Raw genomic sequence first — 17,447 nt, 5'->3', positions numbered from 1 at the left:
ATATTATTTCTGGTGTGAACATGACATATTTTTATGGAATTGGAGAAGCATCGGCTGCACTAGAAATTAAAGCGGATGACCGAATTGCTCTGCCTTTTCTGTCATTATCCTCGTTAACCTCGCTCTTAGTCCGCTCATCCACTCTGGCTCATGTGACCACTGCTCTGCAACAGATCGAAGCATACGCACATAACCGTACAAGTTGGCAAAACGGCGACAAGCGGGGAACATACTCTCCAGATCATAACGTTCTCCTGCCTCGGACCAGTACCCGTTCAGGAACAATTGTTTCTTCTGCTCCCATTGTTCAGGCTCGATCTCCTCACGTAAACTAGCTAGACTCTGTTCCACGTCCATTGCGTACCAATGATACATCGAATCATCAAAATCAATGGCATAACAAGACTGGTTACCTTCGTCATAGAAGACATTGTCCAGTTCAAAATCGTAGTGGATGAGACCGAAATTTTGCTGGGTCATCGGCCAAGTCGCAAAATACGTTCGAAGAAACTCCACCTCATTCAAAGCAGCCGTTTCACCAGAAAAACCCTTCAGGATCTCCTGCATCCAATCCAAAACATCCGTATAGGTCCAGCGTTCCTCCTTCTGCTCAGGCATGAATGCGCGCGATAGATGATGCAGCTCACCCAATGCCTGACCATAGCTGTACAGGATGGAGTCATTCAAATCAATGCTTCCTAACTGCGATCCAGATACTCGCTTGAATACGGAAGCATAGTACGTTCCCCATGGGGTGTGAGCCTCTACAAGTTCCGTCCCTGAATGAGAAGGTACAGTCTCCATGGCTCCATACTGATTCGTTCGAAGATAACGGAGGAAATCCAATTCCGCGCTAAGGTTGATTTGATTTTTTTCCTCTACCGGGGCAAAACGAAGCAATCTCACTTCCCCCTGATCTCTGAACGGATACACGGCATTGGAGGATATGCGATAATACTGAAACATATCCAGCGACTCAGGATCATAACTCCAATTCTTTAGAATCATCTCGGCAAGGTCTTTATTTTGGAATAAATATTTTAATTTTAACATGGACATTTCTCCTTTTTGATCGTTTTAGGTGCATTGCTTGTAACCACCGAATGCCTATTTTTGCGCGCAAAAAGCCGCAGGCTATGCCTGCGGCTTTTAAAAATTCTGAGTGTATGAGAAATTTGCACAAGCAAATAAACCTCGCATACGCCAGAAAAAATGAGCAGTTATATCCCTATATATCGGCAGATCTCAGATCGGACTGGGAAACTGGATGTTTTCACCCTGCATCTGAATGGTCTGCCGGAATTATTCAGTTTATGCTTACCTTCATTGTAGTAATAGAACATACCATCTTAGACCGTCGTTTCATGACGCTCACTCCCTTCAAAAAACCAGTTGTTACCATAATAGCCGATAAGCCAAATGTAAGCAATTACAAAATGACGATAATCCCATCATTTTTTACTGGACAACCCTCACCCGTTCCACCGTCTCGGTGTTGTCCTTATACCACACCATCACGATGTTTTCTTTTTGAAGATCAGACACTTGAATGGACGAATTCGCACGTGAGCTGGAATTGCCCGAGCCCGGCGTCCCCATACCTTCAGTGATAACAACATCATCACTTATATTCAATTTCATCTCCATTCCGGTATCCTTCCACTCCATGCTTGGGGATGAGTTGTCCTGCACCTCAAGTAACGCCAGCGTAACTGTGTTTCCATTCACGGAGATGACTCTACCAGTAATGTTGGCATTCATCATCCCCTGCGTCATGCCAGGACTGCCTGATCTATCATTCATGTCCGGGGTGCCCCTTCCACCTCTCGGTGTTCCTCCATTCATGCCCATGCCACCACCATTCGGCATAGCGCCACCGTTCATCCCTTGCACAGAACTGGTCTTGGTAATATTCTGGGCGGTTATCACATCACAGGCCGTAAGCATAACCGAGCACCCCAGCAAAAGGAGTATTGTAACCGATGTGAAATATTTATTTTTTCGCATATGATCACCTTTTTCTCAGGGAATATTTCTCCAAGGTACCTTTACGATGGAATATGAAGTCATACGTATCTTTGAAACCCATATAGGACAGCACAACCAACAACGGATATACAGGGTAGATGTATCTGGACTTAATCTCCCACAGAATATAAAATCCGATGAATCCGAGAATGACCAGGATTAAGGAGACTTCATCATACCGTTTACGACGAATTCCACCAACCAACCGGATGGAAATAAAACAGTACATCAAGAAATTCATCACATATACAATCCAGAGCAAATCTGTCCGAGAAGCGGAATCCCCCTGCAACAACTCGGTTATCGCATTGGTATAACTATAGGAGCCTGCAATTCCGCCTCCCCTTCCTCTTCCGGCACCCATGGAACTTTCATTGCCGATTCCGTAGCGGTCCATCTGGTACGTTCCTTCGGTCCAGGTCCATATGATCTTTTTGTAATACATCTGCACCAAGTCACTTGCACTTGCTTCAGACAGCTTGTTGCCGATCTCTTGTTTGAACAATGCTGCGCTCTCAGCCTTATTGTAGTTGGCCTGCCTCTGATAGATCTGATAACTCTCCATATTGTCCCAGAAGCCAAAACGCTCCAGATTAATGCCCATATTCAGCCACATATAGACCGGTGCAGCATTTTCTCCGACGAGTTCGCTCACAGCACCGGAGGATTGAAGAACCGCATTCTGAGTCCAGGTTGGTACATTAAACAACATAGCCAGCACACCAATGGAAATGATGACTTTCTTCATTCCGATGCTCCGCAAATTCAGCAGAATAGTTATGATGGCAGCGATTAGCACGATCACGCCGATGCTTCGGAAGTAATTGCCCATCGCGAGAAAAACGGCGGCAATGACGATGGTTTTCCAAGACTTTTCACGCACAAAACGAATGATAAAGTATAGGCACGATGTCAGAAATGCTGTAGCAATCACATCGTTATAGATCAGGTTGTTCAGGAATAAGGAAGGCAGGTACGTTGCTGCAAAGATTAACACACCATAATCACGTTCCGTGGATCTGTCATTCACTTGTTTGTAGATAAGATAAATCATGAACGTCGTTAAAGTTGAAAACAAAATATTAAAAAGTTTGATGACCAGATAGTTGTCCGGGAACAGGTACAGCAATGTCTTCAGGTACAACACGATCGAGTAGTTAAACGGGAACATGTGCAGATAACCACCCGCTTCAAACGAAGAGTAGTCTTGGTCATACAGCATGTTCATGGCGAGTGAGAGAACGGTCTGTGAATCATCGGTGGGTACTCTCGGAAATACAAAAATGATGATGATCTGAATGGCCAAAGAACTTAGCAGCACAATCGGAATGACAACCTTCGGACTGTATTTGTTCAGCTTCAGACATAGAGCATATAACCCGACACCTGAACCAAGAAGCAAAAGAATGACCGGGAGAAAAATACTCCACTGCTGCATGCCCAAAATGGGATTGTCCCCATACAAGGCGTAGTTGTACTGTGCCCGAACCAACAAGGACGAAGCAATAAACACCGCAACAAACACGAGCAAAATGAGATAAAACGACTTATGCAGCACCTTAGACATGCAAAAACTCCTTTTCGATTACAGGATTCCGTGAGTATTATAATGGCTCTGGCTGAAAAATCGCTGAAAAGGAGTAACGCTTGCGATCGGTGCAGCTCAGTATGTGTATACAAACAGAAAAAGACCGTCCCTTCGATAAGGTAACGATCTATATGTCCAATTTTTTAAAAGTATAGGGCCTCAGCTAAATGTTGAAGATCACTTCTCGTCCTTGATAAACTCAATGATATCCTGGATTTCACAATCCAAAGCCTCACATATTCGATTCAGCGTATCGAACTTCACACCATCGGTTTCTTCATTATATAATTTGGCAATCCCATTTCTATGTAATCCGGTTAGTCGGGATAAATCAGCAATATTAATTCTTTTCTCACCCATAATACGAGATAAATGAACCTTGATCATACGAATTCCCCTCCAAACTAAAATGCACACTGTGATGTTGACAAAGCACACTACAAGTTGTATATTCAAATAAACATAATGCACACTGTAGTGTTCGAATGGAAACTTAATATCTACAAATACTCAAAAAGAGGTGTACATAGTGAAAGAATCCTTGGAATCTTTAGCAGAACCGTTAATCCGAACGCGCTTAGAGTTATTATACAACAATTTGTCTCACACGCAGCCTGATTATACCCAACTATCTAAAGAATCTGATCAATACTTTCAGAATATTCGCCAAGCTTTACCGGAGCAACTGAATCAAACCCTTTTTCTATATGAAGATACTCAACTCTCTATGCAAACACTTCTGGAAAGAGAGATTTATTTACAAGGGTTTCGGGATGCTCTTCAGCTAATGAACGAATTACATATAAACAGCTTCTAACAACTGGCTTCTTACAAAATATGCTATAATCAACAAAGCAATAGAATAGGCTTAAAGGGTCGGTCGGCTACCTCGCCATGAAGGGAGGGATGCCCTGTGACAGTTTTTGAAGCAATCTTGCTGATGCTTACCTTTGGTACGCTCATCGTTGCCATTCTGTCCGATAAACGCAAATAGACCGCCCCCGTAGCAAAGGAATGCGGTCTATTTCATCGTGCCCTTATGTTACCGAAGCCCACCGCCCTTAAAAGCGGCTATTGCTCGGAGGAGTCGTGTTACCAGCACGGCTCTCTTTGCATTTTACGTCTAATCTGCTCTTATTATACCATACTCAAATCTCAGGCGTCACATGTAAACCACGCTAGATACGATACATTTCTTTATACTCATCCACATATAAAACTTCAATACAATTCGACCAATTCAGAATCGAACCGACAAAATCCTGAATATCCAGACCCGGCATCTCATACGTCTCCGCTGTGTTCACCGAACCTGTTGCGTCCTCAATCAAGGTTACCTTAACCCCTTCGTGTTCCGCAGTAATTGCCGTAAACAGACAACAATATTCCATGTTGAATCCAACAATAAATACATGTTCTACCTGATGCTCATGTAGCCAAGTTCTTAGCTCCGGATTGCTGAAGGCACTTGGTTTGCTTTTCTCCATAACAGGATACTGACCGGTACCCATTATAATTTCCAGGTTCTCAACATTTTTATAGAACAGTGAAGAACCCTCCTGATCGTAATCTACATGTTTCATGTATATGATTGGCTCATGTTGCTGTTCAAAATCAGCGATAACCGCTTCAATCTTGCCCAACTGAGCTGTGAGATCCGTTTTTACCATTTATCACTTCTTCTGCTTCTTCTCCCGAGCTTTTTCCACATTTTCTTTCACTCGATACTCCACAATCCGGCGGATCAGATCCTCCGGCAATGGCTGATCCAGCGGAAACTGGACAGACCCCTTCCCCCCTTTATACTTGGAGAGTTCCTCCTGGAAAGCTTGAATTCCCCTGGGAGCAGGGTAAAACCCAATATGATGCTGGTATGCGGCAAAATGAACCAGATTCCCATGCTGTGCATACGTAGGCATCTTGTAACTGATCTTCTCTTCGGCGTTCGGAGCCGCTTCACGAATAATCTGTCTTATTGCCTGTAATCTCACCTGTACATCAGGTGCAAACTCCGAGATATATTCATCTACCAGCACCGAATAATGGTTACTCTCAGCCATCTTGGACTCCTTCCACCACGGATACATCAATGGATTCGTGGTACGGGCATATTTGCTTATATTGTACTTCAAATGGACAAGCGGAACAGCTAATTTCCTGCAACTTGGAATGTTAAATTTGATTTTTAAGTGAACTAAGCCTTATAATACGTTTAAACAATTAAACATTATAACGGAGTGAGCCATGAAGGAATCGATGGGTAACCAAAAAGTTATTAATATTTTCGAGAATCTAAGTCCTTATCTTCAAGGATTGGGAGACCCCGTTCGCCAGCGAATCATATCGCTGCTCATTGATCAAGAGAGCATGAACGTATCGCAGATTGCAGAGCATGTCCCCATGTCACGCCCTACGGTCTCTCATCACTTGAAAATATTGCGTCAATCTGGGCTGTTATCGGTTCAGAAAAAAGGTACGGAGATGTATTACAAGCTGGAGTTCAACGATGCGATCGAATTACTCAAACAGCTCGTTCATCTCGTGGAAGTGGAATGTCAGAGCTAGCGCATACCGCGCTGGTGAACCGCATTCCTTTTCTTCACTCTATTATGTTCATTAGTTTAAACATATAAGTACATAAACATATCAACGGAGGTTTATCGAATGAATAGAAAAAGAGTTCTCATCGCTGGAGGTTATGGTGCTGTAGGTGCACAGCTTGCCCGCATTTTGCATGACAGGCATCCTGATCTGGAATTGGTATTGGGAGGTCGTTCTGCGGGTAAAACAGCACCTTTTCCATCCAATCGTGTCCAAACGGTTGTTGTTGATACCAATGCAAACGATCCACTGATTCACGCAGGAGAGAATATATCGTTAATCATTAATGCAGTGAACGATCTGGATGATCGGCTACTGGTATCGGCAGTGCGGAGAAAAATTCCCCTCATCGATATAACACGCTGGACTGAGGTGTTCAATCAAGCGATCCGTACAGTAGAGCAGGAAGAGCTTCATGCTCCGGTAGTGCTGTCCTCTGGATGGATGGCAGGAACGGCGTCACTCTTTGCGATGATACTTTCTAACTCTCTGCAACATGTCGAAGTAAACATTCATGCCCTATGGTCGCTGCGGGATAAGGCCGGGCCTGATTCGGCAGCCTTCATGGACCGGATGAGTATTCCTTTTCAGATAACCGAAGCCAATACACATCGACTCGTCTATCCCATGACAGATCCGATCAAAGTTCATTTCCCGAACGGGTATACGACTCCATGTTACAGATTGGATACACCCGATCACGTCACATTACCTCATACCAGTCATATTGATTCAACCAGCTTCCGCATTGCATTCGATAGTAAAGTATCTACCTATGCACTCACGGGACTGGTTAAAACTGGAGTATGGAAGATGATCAGTGGTGAACGTTTCCAGCCATTCCGGCGGAAATTGCTCTATAATCCGGGAACTGGGAGTGCACATCATCTGGTCATTCAATTGAAAGGATTGGATGCAAAAGGGAACAAGGTTGAACGAACGATGACGGTCTCTGACCCACTTGGTCAGACCCATATGACTGCACTCGGCGCTGCGGTGCAAGCCGAGAAGATACTGATGATGCCAACGGACAAGCCTATGGCTCCAGGCATCTATTATCCTGAGCATCTGTTCGATGATCGAATGAACATGGATGCGGTTACTCATTTTTTCACACAATACGGCGTTCAAGTAACCCACTCCTGATCCAGACATAACAAAAAATCCGCGAAGTCGCTCACTGCAAACTGGTATTATCCCCTTTAAGTAGACACTTGAAAAAACCTTCATGTTATCATGAGGGTTCAAGTGACACTTGGAGGGGATATTTTTATGGCCAAAAAAGGACAAACATTTCACACGTATACCGAAGAATTTAAATTGAATGCGGTTAGATCCTATGTCGAAGGTTCTTCAAGTTACAAGGTGGTCGCTGATCGCGAAGGAATTCGAAACTGTTCACAACTGAAGGTGTGGGTAAAAAAATGGAAAAACGGGGAAGCATTCGATGAGCGAAAAAACAATGTTCCGAATCCACTGAAAGGACGGCCTCGTACTGCCTTTAGCAGTGTAGAAGAGGAACGGGACTACCTTCAAGCACAGGTAGATTATTTAAAAAAGCGGTATCCAAATCTAGTAAAGGAGAAGCACTAAGCCAACGGGAGAACTACGATATCATAGACGAATTGCGTTGCTCGCATGGCATTACACGCCTATTATCGATTACAGGAATACCCCGTTCCAGTTACTACAAATGGCGAGCAACACAGCCACAGCGAGACGCAAGACAAGACCGTGAGCGTGAGATCAAAGAGCACATGATGGCTATTCATTTTGCAAATCGAGAGTTTGGTTATCCTCGCATGACAACGGCGCTCTGGGAGTCTGGTCTGAACGTTAATCACAAGAAAGTATGGCGAATCATGCGGGAACTATCGATCCAATCGGTAATTCGCAAGAAGCGGAAGAAGTCCAGCTATACGCCATCTGTGATTTATCCGAATCGCCTAAAGCGCAAATTTCATGCCACAGCACCTCAGCAAAAAATGGTGACGGATATAACTTATATTTCGGATGGAAACACGTTTGTTTACCTGTCTGTGATTCAAGACTTGTTCAACAACGAAATTGTCGCTTGGCAATTATCTAAACGGAACGATGTTCAGCTCGTATTGGATACGGTGGAACAATGGACACAAAAAAGAGACGTTTCGGAAGCCGTGCTCCATTCGGATCAGGGCTTCCAATACACGTCTCAGGTGTACAACTCACGATTAGAAGCATTCGGCGTCAAAGGCAGCCACTCTCGCAAAGCAACCTGCCTGGATAACGCATGCATCGAATCTTTCTTTTCGCATCTCAAAACAGAGAAGCTGTACCTTATCCAGTGTAATTCAGAAGCCGAGATTCGACAAGCCGTGGAAGATTACGTGTACAATTACAACTACCGACGCTTTCAAGCCAAACTCAAACAGCGCGCACCGATTGAATATCGATGCGCGCTGGCAGCATAGCTTTTTTCATCTGTCTACTTGACAGGGGTATGACCAAACAGTGGGACCATCGCGGATTTTACGAATTATAATGGAGGGATCTATCGTATCAAGTACAAACTTGGGTCTGGAATTATAGTGTCATAGCCCGACCATTTCGCATCAGGTAATCTTCTTTTGTTTTGTAATCCGGCATGATGCTGCCGATTCGCCGCCAGAAAGAGCGATCATGATTCATGTGGTGAATATGGCACAGTTCATGAATGATGACATAATCGATCACTTCCAGTGGTGCCATAGCCAGGCGATAATTGAACGTAAGCTTTTTGTCCCAGCTGCAACTGCCCCACTTGGTGGGAGAATCTACGATCTCTACTGACTTCGGCTTCACCTTCAACTCCTGCTGATAGCGACCGATGCGCTCCCCAATCATACGTTTACACTCGGCAAAATAAAACTTCTTCAGATTCGCTCGCAGCTCTTCTTCTGTCAGACCCTCTACAGGGATTAAGTCATGCAGTGCATGCTCCTTGCCAAAAAGCAGAAACTTCCCCTTGCCCTCATCTTCGTATTCCTTGGCTTGAGGACCATCGAGCGCCCGCTGCATCAGAGCGGATTTCTTCAAAATTACATCCCCGTGCTGCTCTACAAGTTGCCGGATCATGTCTTCACTGGTACCATTGGGTGCTTTGATTGTTACCATATAAGGCAAGTCCATCGTGATGGACACTTTCTTCCGTTTGCCGTATTGGATATGACAGTTAATGCTGTGATTATTTAATTCTATAGTTAACATAATGCGCTCCGCTTCTGAAATTATTCATTCAATCAAATTGTATACCATCTCCGACCATAATGCATACTGTTCGGCGATATATATGTTTTTATTGTATTTTTATACACAATTATGTATTATTATTTAATCATAAAATCGGAGGTTGGATATGACGCATACCATAGATTCAGAACACAAAACCATTGAAGAACTATCGCTTAATCACTGGCAACCCTTGTCTACCTTATTATATGACGGATGGGTACTGCGTTTTGCCAAAGGATATACCAAACGTGCCAACTCCGTTCAACCCATACACTATTCAACTCTGGATGTGCATGAAAAGATTGAGGAATGTGAGCGTATTTATGCTTCCAATCAGTTAAGTACCATATTTAAAATCACACCGTTTATTCAGCCGGATCATCTCGACCAACTTTTGCAAGACAAAGGGTATGGCGTTGTCGATCTGACCCGTATCCAGACTCGGAGTCTGGAAGAGATCAAAGAGCCTGTGCACCAAACTGTACAGATCGACGAACAGTTGACCACAGCGTGGCTGGATCATTTTTGCAGGCTAAATCAGGTGAATGATCTGCAACGGGGAACGACGGAATTAATGTTGGACAATATCCGGACAAAGGTAGGTTTCATCTCGCTGTTGATCGATGGGCAAGTCGTCGCTTGTGGGTTTGGTGTCATCGAACGTGGCTACATTGGATTGTATGACATCATAACAGACGCTAACTTCCGGAATCGGGGACTTGCTGAACAGATGATCTTGCATCTATTGCATTGGGCAAAAAGACAGGGCGCTACCTCCAGTTACCTGCAAGTGGTTGCGAATAATGCACCTGCCTTGAAACTTTACGCCAAGCTGGGTTATTCAGAGATTTATACCTATTGGTACAGAGTCAAAGAATAGAGTGTTTGCTAATCAAGCTTAGCTTGTGGATTCTTTCATCATATTCAGTCTGACAAACGTATCAATTCAAAACAACATCTTGAAAGCAAAAACTGCCCTCCTTCTATAAAGGAAAGGCAGTTTTTAATTTGTCTTCGTAATTTTCCAAAACTCTTCAGATCGTTCAGCATTACTCCTTGCGCTTTTCTACAAAGGCAGCTTCACCAGCACCTCATATTTCACGCCGGCCTGTATATTCTTGATGATGTCGCCTGCAATCCGTTGACCGTCAACATGCACCTCAATTTGCTGGACAGTTGCATCCTTTTTCATGTTTACATGCAGCTCAGCCCCGCGGAACAACCTCGTTACCGATGCCTCGTTCCAATCTTCTGGTAACTGCGGACGAACCTGAAGCCCTTGTGCATGACCCTGCAATCCAAACATTCCGTCGATCAGACAACGATACACCCAAGGCACCGTGCCGGTATTGAATAGATGGCTAGAGCGCCCAGCTGTACGTGGGAATTGCCGATAGGCTCCACGATAATAATTCGGAATAAATACAGGTAGCTGACCCCGCTGGAGAATATCCTCGCCATCAGGACCCGGAATCATTTTACGCAGCAAACGATACGCCTTCTCCTTCTCGCCCACCAGGTACAACGCGTAAATATAGAACGCCGCCGCGTGATTGTACACTGCACCATTCTCTGCACTTCCCGGATGTTTCTGCGTAACACGGCCTACATCTTCCCGCATCGCGGTGAAAGACGGCGCGAGCTTCTCGACACCATATGGCGTCTCCAATTGCTCCTCTACGGCACGGATTAACTTCTCCTGTTTCTCCTGATCTGCAGCACCGCTCATAAGTGCCCAGCTCTGAGGATTGATATAGATGCGTCCTTCCACGTCTTTGCTTACGCCAAACACAACGTTATCATCTGTAATTCCGCGCGCGTACCAGTTACCATCCCACAGATACTCATTGGCTACCGTGTTGGTCTGATTGGCTTCCTGACGGAATTCCGCTGCAACCTCGGCATGCCCTGCCTGTTCACCAATATCTGCCCACACATTGAACGCATATGCCGTCGCAATGGTCAGCCAGCCGGATACGCCTTTGCCTTTGTATCCCACCATGTTCATCGGATCACACCAGTCACCCTGATTGATATAGTTCAACCCACGCGTATCACGCTCATGGATCAACCAGCGCATCGCAAGATTCATATGCTCCAGTACGGAAACCTTTTGTTCACTGTCTGTAAAAGCAACCTGTTCCTCCAAAATGCTATAGTCATTCGTTTCATCCAAATAGGTCTTCATACAGACCGGAAGCCAGATGCAGTGATCAGTATGAGGAACCTGGTTAATATATTTCAGTTCTGCGTCCGGGTGCAAAATAATGCCGTCTGGCATCGCGCCGCTTATATGCTGCTGAGACAAAGCGGTCAAGAACGCAGCTCGTGCAATCTGCGGCTGAATATAACTCATGCCCATGTTGTCTTGCAAATAATTCCGCGTCTGCGGATCGGTTGTCAGACGGTTGGTTTTGCCATGATAGTACATCTGGCGAGGCAACCAATGATTCACGACATTATCTAGCCAGCTGTCCGGTGTCTCAATCTGGATGTTCCCTTGCCCTTCCGCAATATAACCAGCATACTCCTGCTCGGCTGCGGTGAAACCATCCTGTCCTTCCTCATTCTGCTTCACAAAATAATGCTGACGAATGCCCTCAATCTCTGTCTCATCATGAGCCGGACCAAAGATGAATCGATACGCCTGCTCCGCTCCTGCTTCCAGTTCGACTCTATATTGCAATACAGCTACAGGTGTCTCGTACCGTGCATCTCCACCAGCCAGTGTCTCCGACTGCAGGGCCGAAGGATTATGTAGTCCACCTTCGCCTTCAAAAGTCTCATGATTTACTTCCCAGCCAGTCGGTTGGTGATCTGCAAGCAGATAGGTTTTGTCGCTGTAATTTTTGATTTTGCTATAATCCTGATATTTCTGATACGGCGTAATCGCCGAGCAGACAATGCCCTGCAAATCTTCCAAATACGAACCGGACTGGTTCATCCATGACATATAGCCGACCGTATAATACGGGTAGATACTAAACTTGCGTTTTCTCGAAGACAGATTGGTTACCTTCACACGCCACAGCTCCATGACATCTTCCTTCGGCAAACGCAGGGACATCTCGATGCAAATGTCGTCCTGAATCACTTTCCAATGAATATCGTGTTTACCGACAGCGAACGTATAGCTATCCGCCTGCTTGCGAACGGGTTCATACGGGGCGGAGAAGATTTCGCCACTTACTTCATCTTTAATGTAGACAAACCGTCCCGGATGGTGGGCATAGTATGGCTGCTCCGGTTGCATAAACGTCTTGGCTTCCAGGTTGGGCGCATACGAGTATTTAGCAGGTTCGGGCTGCATGAATTGGGCCACCGCGTACCCCCGGCAATTCACATGAATCATCATCTTTTCATTCCAAAGGAATCCGGATGCCTTCGGTAAACTTGTCGGGCTTGTTAGTTCAACATATTGATTATCTTCCGTTGCTTTAATCATCACTGAACCTCACTTTCAGATTATGGAGTTAAAAGACAGAAAACGTTTTAGGTAACTTGTATACAACTTTGTTCATTATAACACGGGAACGCTTACAAAGAACTGAAAACTAAAAAAGAGCTGAGAAACTCAGCTCCGATTACGCTCCAATTGTTTCTCGATGCCCAACCTGTCGATCTGTATCCAATACTCTGCAATTTGTTCGTTTTCCACTCGGTATACCGCACTGGCAATTTCAATCACTGGGAGGTTGGTTGGACTGTATCCGTCCACTTCGCCAATATGGGTACCCGTTTGTCTCCAGCGAACATAAACTTTATCACCTTGCGTCAGCAACTCCAGAATTTCGAGTGAAAATTCCCCGTAAGCTTCGATCATCTCTCGCACATGATCCGTATAATCGGAAGGTGTTCGGGTGACCGTGACCTCAGCTTCGGATATTACTTGATGAGCCAGTACTTGTTCCGCCATCACGCTGCTTGCATAATCAGGATTTCGGCCTGATCGGACTTCTTCAAAAAAGGTTCTGACAATCTGTTCTGCTGTCATACGCCAATCCAGCCTCCTCAATTATTCAACTGTTATATATATAAATATGTAGTAACTCTTGTATTTTAACATGGTCCCCCCGCTATGGAATTACAACTGTTCTATTGATCTACAGGACTTAAAACCTACCCTCTCACCTTGACAATGCGTCAATATGACCATAAACTAGCAAAGGATATTAGGAAATTAATAGGAGGTTTGGCCGTTAAGAGGTTCGAGTATGGGTTTTAACCAATTTTGATAATCTTTCGGTGTGTAGAAACGTAGCATTAGAGCAACTCAGAAAAACAAGAAAGCGGTGTATCATGAAACGTCTATTTTTCATTATGTTTGCACTCACCCTGTTACTGGCTGGATGCCAGAGTACTGAACAGGAGAGTAGTCCGTCCGAAAATAACCCTACAGAAGTAGTAGAAGGTTCTACCATTTTAAGTTTGAAGCAGAAATACGGCTCTGAATCGGAACAAGCGATCATGCCGATGTACAACGTAGCTCAGGATGAAGAATTTATGTTCAAGTTTAAAGCCGATTTACGTAAAAGTAACCTGCGAGCTAGTGACATTATTAGTGTACATACCGATATTAAAGCACTCAAAGCAAGCGATGTATATGCCATTCCAGAGACAAACGACAATAGTGTTTCCATTAAGCCTCTTGGATGGGGCGTTTTAAGTTCAGATTCCATGATGAACAAGGATCAAAGTTCTTGGGGCGGTGCCCCCATTTATTACATTCGTCTGAATTATGATCCAGATGCGGAAAATCTAACACTACTCGATCAGCCCATCATTATTCCGTTTACAGTGAAATCGGAGTTACCCGTACCTAACCTAAGATACGAAATTGACAAAGATAGACGGTTCAAGTTGGTCTGGGACAAGGTTGAAGGTGCCACCGAATATAAAATTTATAAACGTTCTGACCTAACCAACTTCGATACAAATGTACCTCTAACTGGCGCAGAGGACGCGTTCAGTAATAGTCTGCCTTTAGATATTGCGGTAACGACAGAGACGTCTTTCAATGATTTTTTGAGAGACGGAAAAGGCGGGCTCGGCACTTATAATGAAATGATAACTACCACTCAGAACCACGGTATACGAGGAGAATATTACGTCACTGCAATCGGTGGAGGCAAAGAATCCAATTTTAGCAGAGGTGTCCCTACAGCTCCGCTTGCTTCCCAGTTGCCAACATCTCTGAAAGAACAATTGTATAGGGAGAAATTAAAGAATATAGATGTACTTCCTCAGAAAGCAACAGTTGAGTACAATGACGGCTCTCTAGCTCGTGAAACCATTGTCTATGATACCAAAAGCGTAGAGATTTCAGAGTTCAATGAAACGAATATTCCTTTTCATATTAAAGGAACAGCTTTGAAAAGTTACGTACGCGTAGAGAATGTAACTCAAGCAGATTTGGACAAACTTTCTCAGCAAACCGTAGCCGATTCCAGCAACGGACTGGTGGAACCAAAGAATGACACACCTTACATTCCTGCACCTGACGTGCCAACGATCATCAACAATCATGATGCACCTGAGTCTGCAACGGAAACAGAAGAAGCACCGGCTTCGGAAACTTCAACTCCAGAGTCTACAACCGATACTGGAACGTCAGAAGCTGCAACTGATCCTCTATCTACTGAGGCTTTAGATGATACTTCTGATAATTCTTCAGATATGGCTTCTGAAGAAGCTTCCAATGAAACACCTGCTTCAGCTCCAGAAGCTGTAGAAGACAACCTGGTAGATGAGCAGAAATCCAATACACAGCAAAATGTAGAACAAGGTAATCAGGAAACCGTGCCTCAGCCTGCTACAGGCGATGCAATGATCAATGCAGATTCCGCATTGGAAGAAGTTTTAGCCAAAAACATGATTGCGGCACAAGATAAAATTTCGTTAAAGGCTTTCCCCGAAGCTCAAAATTTCACGACACTCTCAGATGTTGTCCTGAAAGTGATGTACCAGAATCCATTGATTCTTGGTGTGGAAGGTTTCGAATACAACTATGGTACACTTACCCTTTCGATTCATTACAATGAATCGGCTAGTGGAATCCAGAAGAAGCAAGATGAGATTATTGCCAAAGCGAACGAAGTGGTGGCTTCCATTATCAAGAATGGTATGAACGAAGACGAGAAACGGAAAGCCATCTACGATTATCTGAACGATAACGCGAAGTATGACGATGCAGCGCTGGAAAATGCGGAGCAAAACAACTTCAAAAATGTCGATCCACAGTTTAATGACTCGTTTACCACATACGGTATTCTGGTCAAAGGAGTTGGGGTATGTGCCAGCTATGCTTCCGTTTACAAATTGCTCTCCGATCTCTCGGGATTGGAAAGCATCGTTGTAACGGGCGCTTCCAGCGGCGTTCCACATGCATGGAACAAGGTCAAAATCGGGAACGAATGGTTCCATGTAGATGCCACCAACAACCTGACGAACTCCGGCATCCCGTATTTCCTGTACAATGCCAATGATGAGACTGCTGCAAGTCAGAAAACGATAGCGGATCAAGATTATTGGCTTGATTCCGAGCTCACGATGTTTAATGGCGAGAGCGATGCCAATGATTATTATGTGCAGAATGATCTCGAAGTCGCGTCCATTAATGAGTACAAAACCAAGGCTGAGAGTGAACTCAAAAAAGGAGAGAACCGGGTCATTCTCCGTTTCGCCTCACCTGTTGACTCTGATGAGCTGATGACAGCTGCCGGCGAAGCCCTCGCAGCAGTGGATGAAGCGCTTCTGAACACAGCACAATTAGCCACGCTAGGCAGTTATGCCATTCTGGACCCGAAACCAGAACAAAAGTAATTTAATTACACAGCAATCCCCTTGGCTTTCTAACAAGCAAAGGGGATTTTTTGTCTATTATTAGATGACTTCAAGCCATTGATTTAACCTGTTGCAATCTGGTAATAAAAGTAGAAATAAATGCTTTCTCTTTTGTGAGATTCTGTTGCAATCTCTCACTTATTTTACTGAGTGTACTTGCATCACGCGTTATATTGTATTTCAGAACTATATTTCTCAATTTAAAGTAGTCCTGTTTCAGAATAGTGCTTAATTCCATAAAGGTTGAATCTCGTTCAATGATTGATTTCTCCATTAAGTAAGATAAACGTAACTCCATAAGTAACTTATGTTCATACAAGAGATGAAAGACTCGTGAATCCAATGCTTCTCCAACTAGGGCTGCCTGCTCAATGTCGGTAAAGATGCGTTGAATGGCTTGCATTCCAAAATCGTATTTCTGATCTCGCACTAAGTCATATGTCTCGCTTGAGTTAAGATAGTTTTCCATCGCCGTTATAATCTGCTCCACATGAATTGCATAATTGATATTCTGAATTGGCTTGAGGAATCTCACTTCTGTCCAAAAACTGTACTCATTAGACATGGTCCAGTAGCCTTTCTCAAGTTCATCCAGACTACATACGCTTTGTATGAATTTACCATCATCAAGATTATCAGCAATGTATATCAAATTTTGATCCAGGTCATACCCATACACTAATAATTCATGCATGAGATGTTCTTTTTGATAATAGTCTGTACACGCAATATAGTATCTATCTGCATAAATATATAGATAATATCCCATATCTATCGCTTCCGTAATCACTTGCTTAAGTGATGTTCCCCATTTGCTAATCACAATTTCTTGTGGCAGGTTGTAAAAGGAAATTCCCGGACAGGTACTTAGCAGAAACTGATGAGAATCAAACGAAAAAATTCCCCATCCATGTGCATACCTGATTTGTATAAAGTTATTGAAAATCCATGGCCATAAATCTTCGTTCATAACGGATGTTAATGTCCCATATGATGTGTACGTGCTTATGACAGGGTCACCTAGTTTAAGTACATTCTTGGCCATTACAGAATTCCTCCTTCGATTCCTAGGCATAGTGTATTGATCTGAACAGATTCATTGTATAAGCAACGCACTCTCAGAGCTGGGAGTGAA

At 44.0% G+C, this 17,447-nt stretch carries 18 protein-coding genes; 8 read left to right on the top strand and 10 right to left on the bottom strand.

Annotation, left to right across the window (positions count from 1 at the left end; genetic code table 11):
• Positions 1 to 66: 66 nt before the first annotated feature.
• The 4 genes from V6668_RS04450 to V6668_RS04435 all read right to left on the bottom strand — a co-directional run bounded on the left by V6668_RS04450 (position 67) and on the right by V6668_RS04435 (position 4,003).
• Entirely contained in the window at positions 67 to 1,053 is a 987-nt protein-coding gene (locus V6668_RS04450; protein WP_338707796.1) for a phosphotransferase enzyme family protein, read from the bottom strand.
• Between the two features lie 405 nt (positions 1,054 to 1,458).
• Complete coding sequence (locus tag V6668_RS04445) at positions 1,459 to 2,007, bottom strand: hypothetical protein (RefSeq protein ID WP_338707795.1); 549 nt, start codon at positions 2,005 to 2,007, stop codon at positions 1,459 to 1,461.
• A 4-nt stretch (positions 2,008 to 2,011) separates the two neighbouring features.
• Entirely contained in the window at positions 2,012 to 3,595 is a 1,584-nt protein-coding gene (locus tag V6668_RS04440; RefSeq protein WP_338707794.1) for an ArnT family glycosyltransferase, read from the bottom strand.
• A gap of 198 nt (positions 3,596 to 3,793) precedes the next feature.
• Positions 3,794 to 4,003 carry a helix-turn-helix domain-containing protein gene (locus V6668_RS04435; protein ID WP_036668302.1) on the bottom strand — a complete coding sequence of 70 codons (210 nt, stop codon included), beginning with the start codon at positions 4,001 to 4,003 and terminating at the stop codon, positions 3,794 to 3,796.
• A 142-nt stretch (positions 4,004 to 4,145) separates the two neighbouring features.
• Between V6668_RS04435 and V6668_RS04430 the strand changes: the two genes are divergently transcribed.
• Both V6668_RS04430 and V6668_RS32200 read left to right on the top strand, forming a co-directional pair.
• Entirely contained in the window at positions 4,146 to 4,433 is a 288-nt protein-coding gene (locus V6668_RS04430) for a DUF6809 family protein (RefSeq protein ID WP_076253750.1), read from the top strand.
• A gap of 96 nt (positions 4,434 to 4,529) precedes the next feature.
• Positions 4,530 to 4,610, top strand: coding sequence for a putative holin-like toxin (locus tag V6668_RS32200; protein WP_373888078.1), 81 nt, complete (start codon positions 4,530 to 4,532; stop codon positions 4,608 to 4,610).
• A 184-nt stretch (positions 4,611 to 4,794) separates the two neighbouring features.
• On the opposite strand, the gene V6668_RS04425 is transcribed toward V6668_RS32200, so the two are convergent.
• Together V6668_RS04425 and V6668_RS04420 are read right to left on the bottom strand one after the other, a co-directional pair.
• A complete protein-coding gene (locus V6668_RS04425) occupies positions 4,795 to 5,286 on the bottom strand; it encodes an isochorismatase family protein (protein ID WP_338707793.1) in 492 nt (163 codons plus the stop codon).
• A 3-nt stretch (positions 5,287 to 5,289) separates the two neighbouring features.
• Complete coding sequence (locus V6668_RS04420; RefSeq protein WP_036668305.1) at positions 5,290 to 5,676, bottom strand: iron chaperone; 387 nt, start codon at positions 5,674 to 5,676, stop codon at positions 5,290 to 5,292.
• A 184-nt stretch (positions 5,677 to 5,860) separates the two neighbouring features.
• On the opposite strand from V6668_RS04420, the gene V6668_RS04415 reads away from it, so the two are divergent.
• From V6668_RS04415 to V6668_RS04400, 4 genes are all read left to right on the top strand, one after another.
• On the top strand, positions 5,861 to 6,181 hold the full coding sequence (locus tag V6668_RS04415) for a metalloregulator ArsR/SmtB family transcription factor (protein WP_338707792.1): 321 nt from the start codon (positions 5,861 to 5,863) through the stop codon (positions 6,179 to 6,181).
• Between the two features lie 99 nt (positions 6,182 to 6,280).
• Positions 6,281 to 7,363, top strand: coding sequence for a saccharopine dehydrogenase (locus V6668_RS04410; RefSeq protein ID WP_338707791.1), 1,083 nt, complete (start codon positions 6,281 to 6,283; stop codon positions 7,361 to 7,363).
• Between the two features lie 126 nt (positions 7,364 to 7,489).
• A complete protein-coding gene (locus tag V6668_RS04405) occupies positions 7,490 to 7,810 on the top strand; it encodes a transposase (protein WP_076319340.1) in 321 nt (106 codons plus the stop codon).
• 20 nt (positions 7,811 to 7,830) lie between these two features.
• Complete coding sequence (locus V6668_RS04400) at positions 7,831 to 8,670, top strand: IS3 family transposase (protein WP_306821969.1); 840 nt, start codon at positions 7,831 to 7,833, stop codon at positions 8,668 to 8,670.
• A 112-nt stretch (positions 8,671 to 8,782) separates the two neighbouring features.
• Here V6668_RS04400 and V6668_RS04395 read toward each other — a convergent pair whose 3' ends face one another.
• Complete coding sequence (locus V6668_RS04395; RefSeq protein WP_100526388.1) at positions 8,783 to 9,445, bottom strand: M48 family metallopeptidase; 663 nt, start codon at positions 9,443 to 9,445, stop codon at positions 8,783 to 8,785.
• A gap of 148 nt (positions 9,446 to 9,593) precedes the next feature.
• On the opposite strand from V6668_RS04395, the gene V6668_RS04390 reads away from it, so the two are divergent.
• Entirely contained in the window at positions 9,594 to 10,349 is a 756-nt protein-coding gene (locus V6668_RS04390; RefSeq protein WP_338707790.1) for a GNAT family N-acetyltransferase, read from the top strand.
• 186 nt (positions 10,350 to 10,535) lie between these two features.
• Here the strand turns inward: V6668_RS04390 and V6668_RS04385 are convergent, their stop codons facing one another.
• Both V6668_RS04385 and V6668_RS04380 read right to left on the bottom strand, forming a co-directional pair.
• The gene (locus V6668_RS04385) at positions 10,536 to 12,914 is read right to left on the bottom strand and encodes a GH36-type glycosyl hydrolase domain-containing protein (RefSeq protein ID WP_338707789.1); all 2,379 of its coding nucleotides are present in this window, start codon (positions 12,912 to 12,914) and stop codon (positions 10,536 to 10,538) included.
• Between the two features lie 129 nt (positions 12,915 to 13,043).
• Positions 13,044 to 13,463 (bottom strand): ester cyclase, encoded by a 420-nt coding sequence (locus tag V6668_RS04380; protein ID WP_047840564.1) that lies wholly within the window; start codon positions 13,461 to 13,463, stop codon positions 13,044 to 13,046.
• A gap of 305 nt (positions 13,464 to 13,768) precedes the next feature.
• On the opposite strand from V6668_RS04380, the gene V6668_RS04375 reads away from it, so the two are divergent.
• Positions 13,769 to 16,291 carry a transglutaminase domain-containing protein gene (locus V6668_RS04375; RefSeq protein WP_338707788.1) on the top strand — a complete coding sequence of 841 codons (2,523 nt, stop codon included), beginning with the start codon at positions 13,769 to 13,771 and terminating at the stop codon, positions 16,289 to 16,291.
• A gap of 70 nt (positions 16,292 to 16,361) precedes the next feature.
• Here V6668_RS04375 and V6668_RS04370 read toward each other — a convergent pair whose 3' ends face one another.
• The gene (locus V6668_RS04370) at positions 16,362 to 17,357 is read right to left on the bottom strand and encodes a hypothetical protein (protein WP_338707787.1); all 996 of its coding nucleotides are present in this window, start codon (positions 17,355 to 17,357) and stop codon (positions 16,362 to 16,364) included.
• Positions 17,358 to 17,447 lie beyond the last annotated feature (90 nt).

This window comes from Paenibacillus amylolyticus (assembly GCF_036894225.1).
Classification (GTDB): domain Bacteria; phylum Bacillota; class Bacilli; order Paenibacillales; family Paenibacillaceae; genus Paenibacillus; species Paenibacillus amylolyticus.
This window is presented reverse-complemented; position numbering and strand designations above follow the sequence as displayed.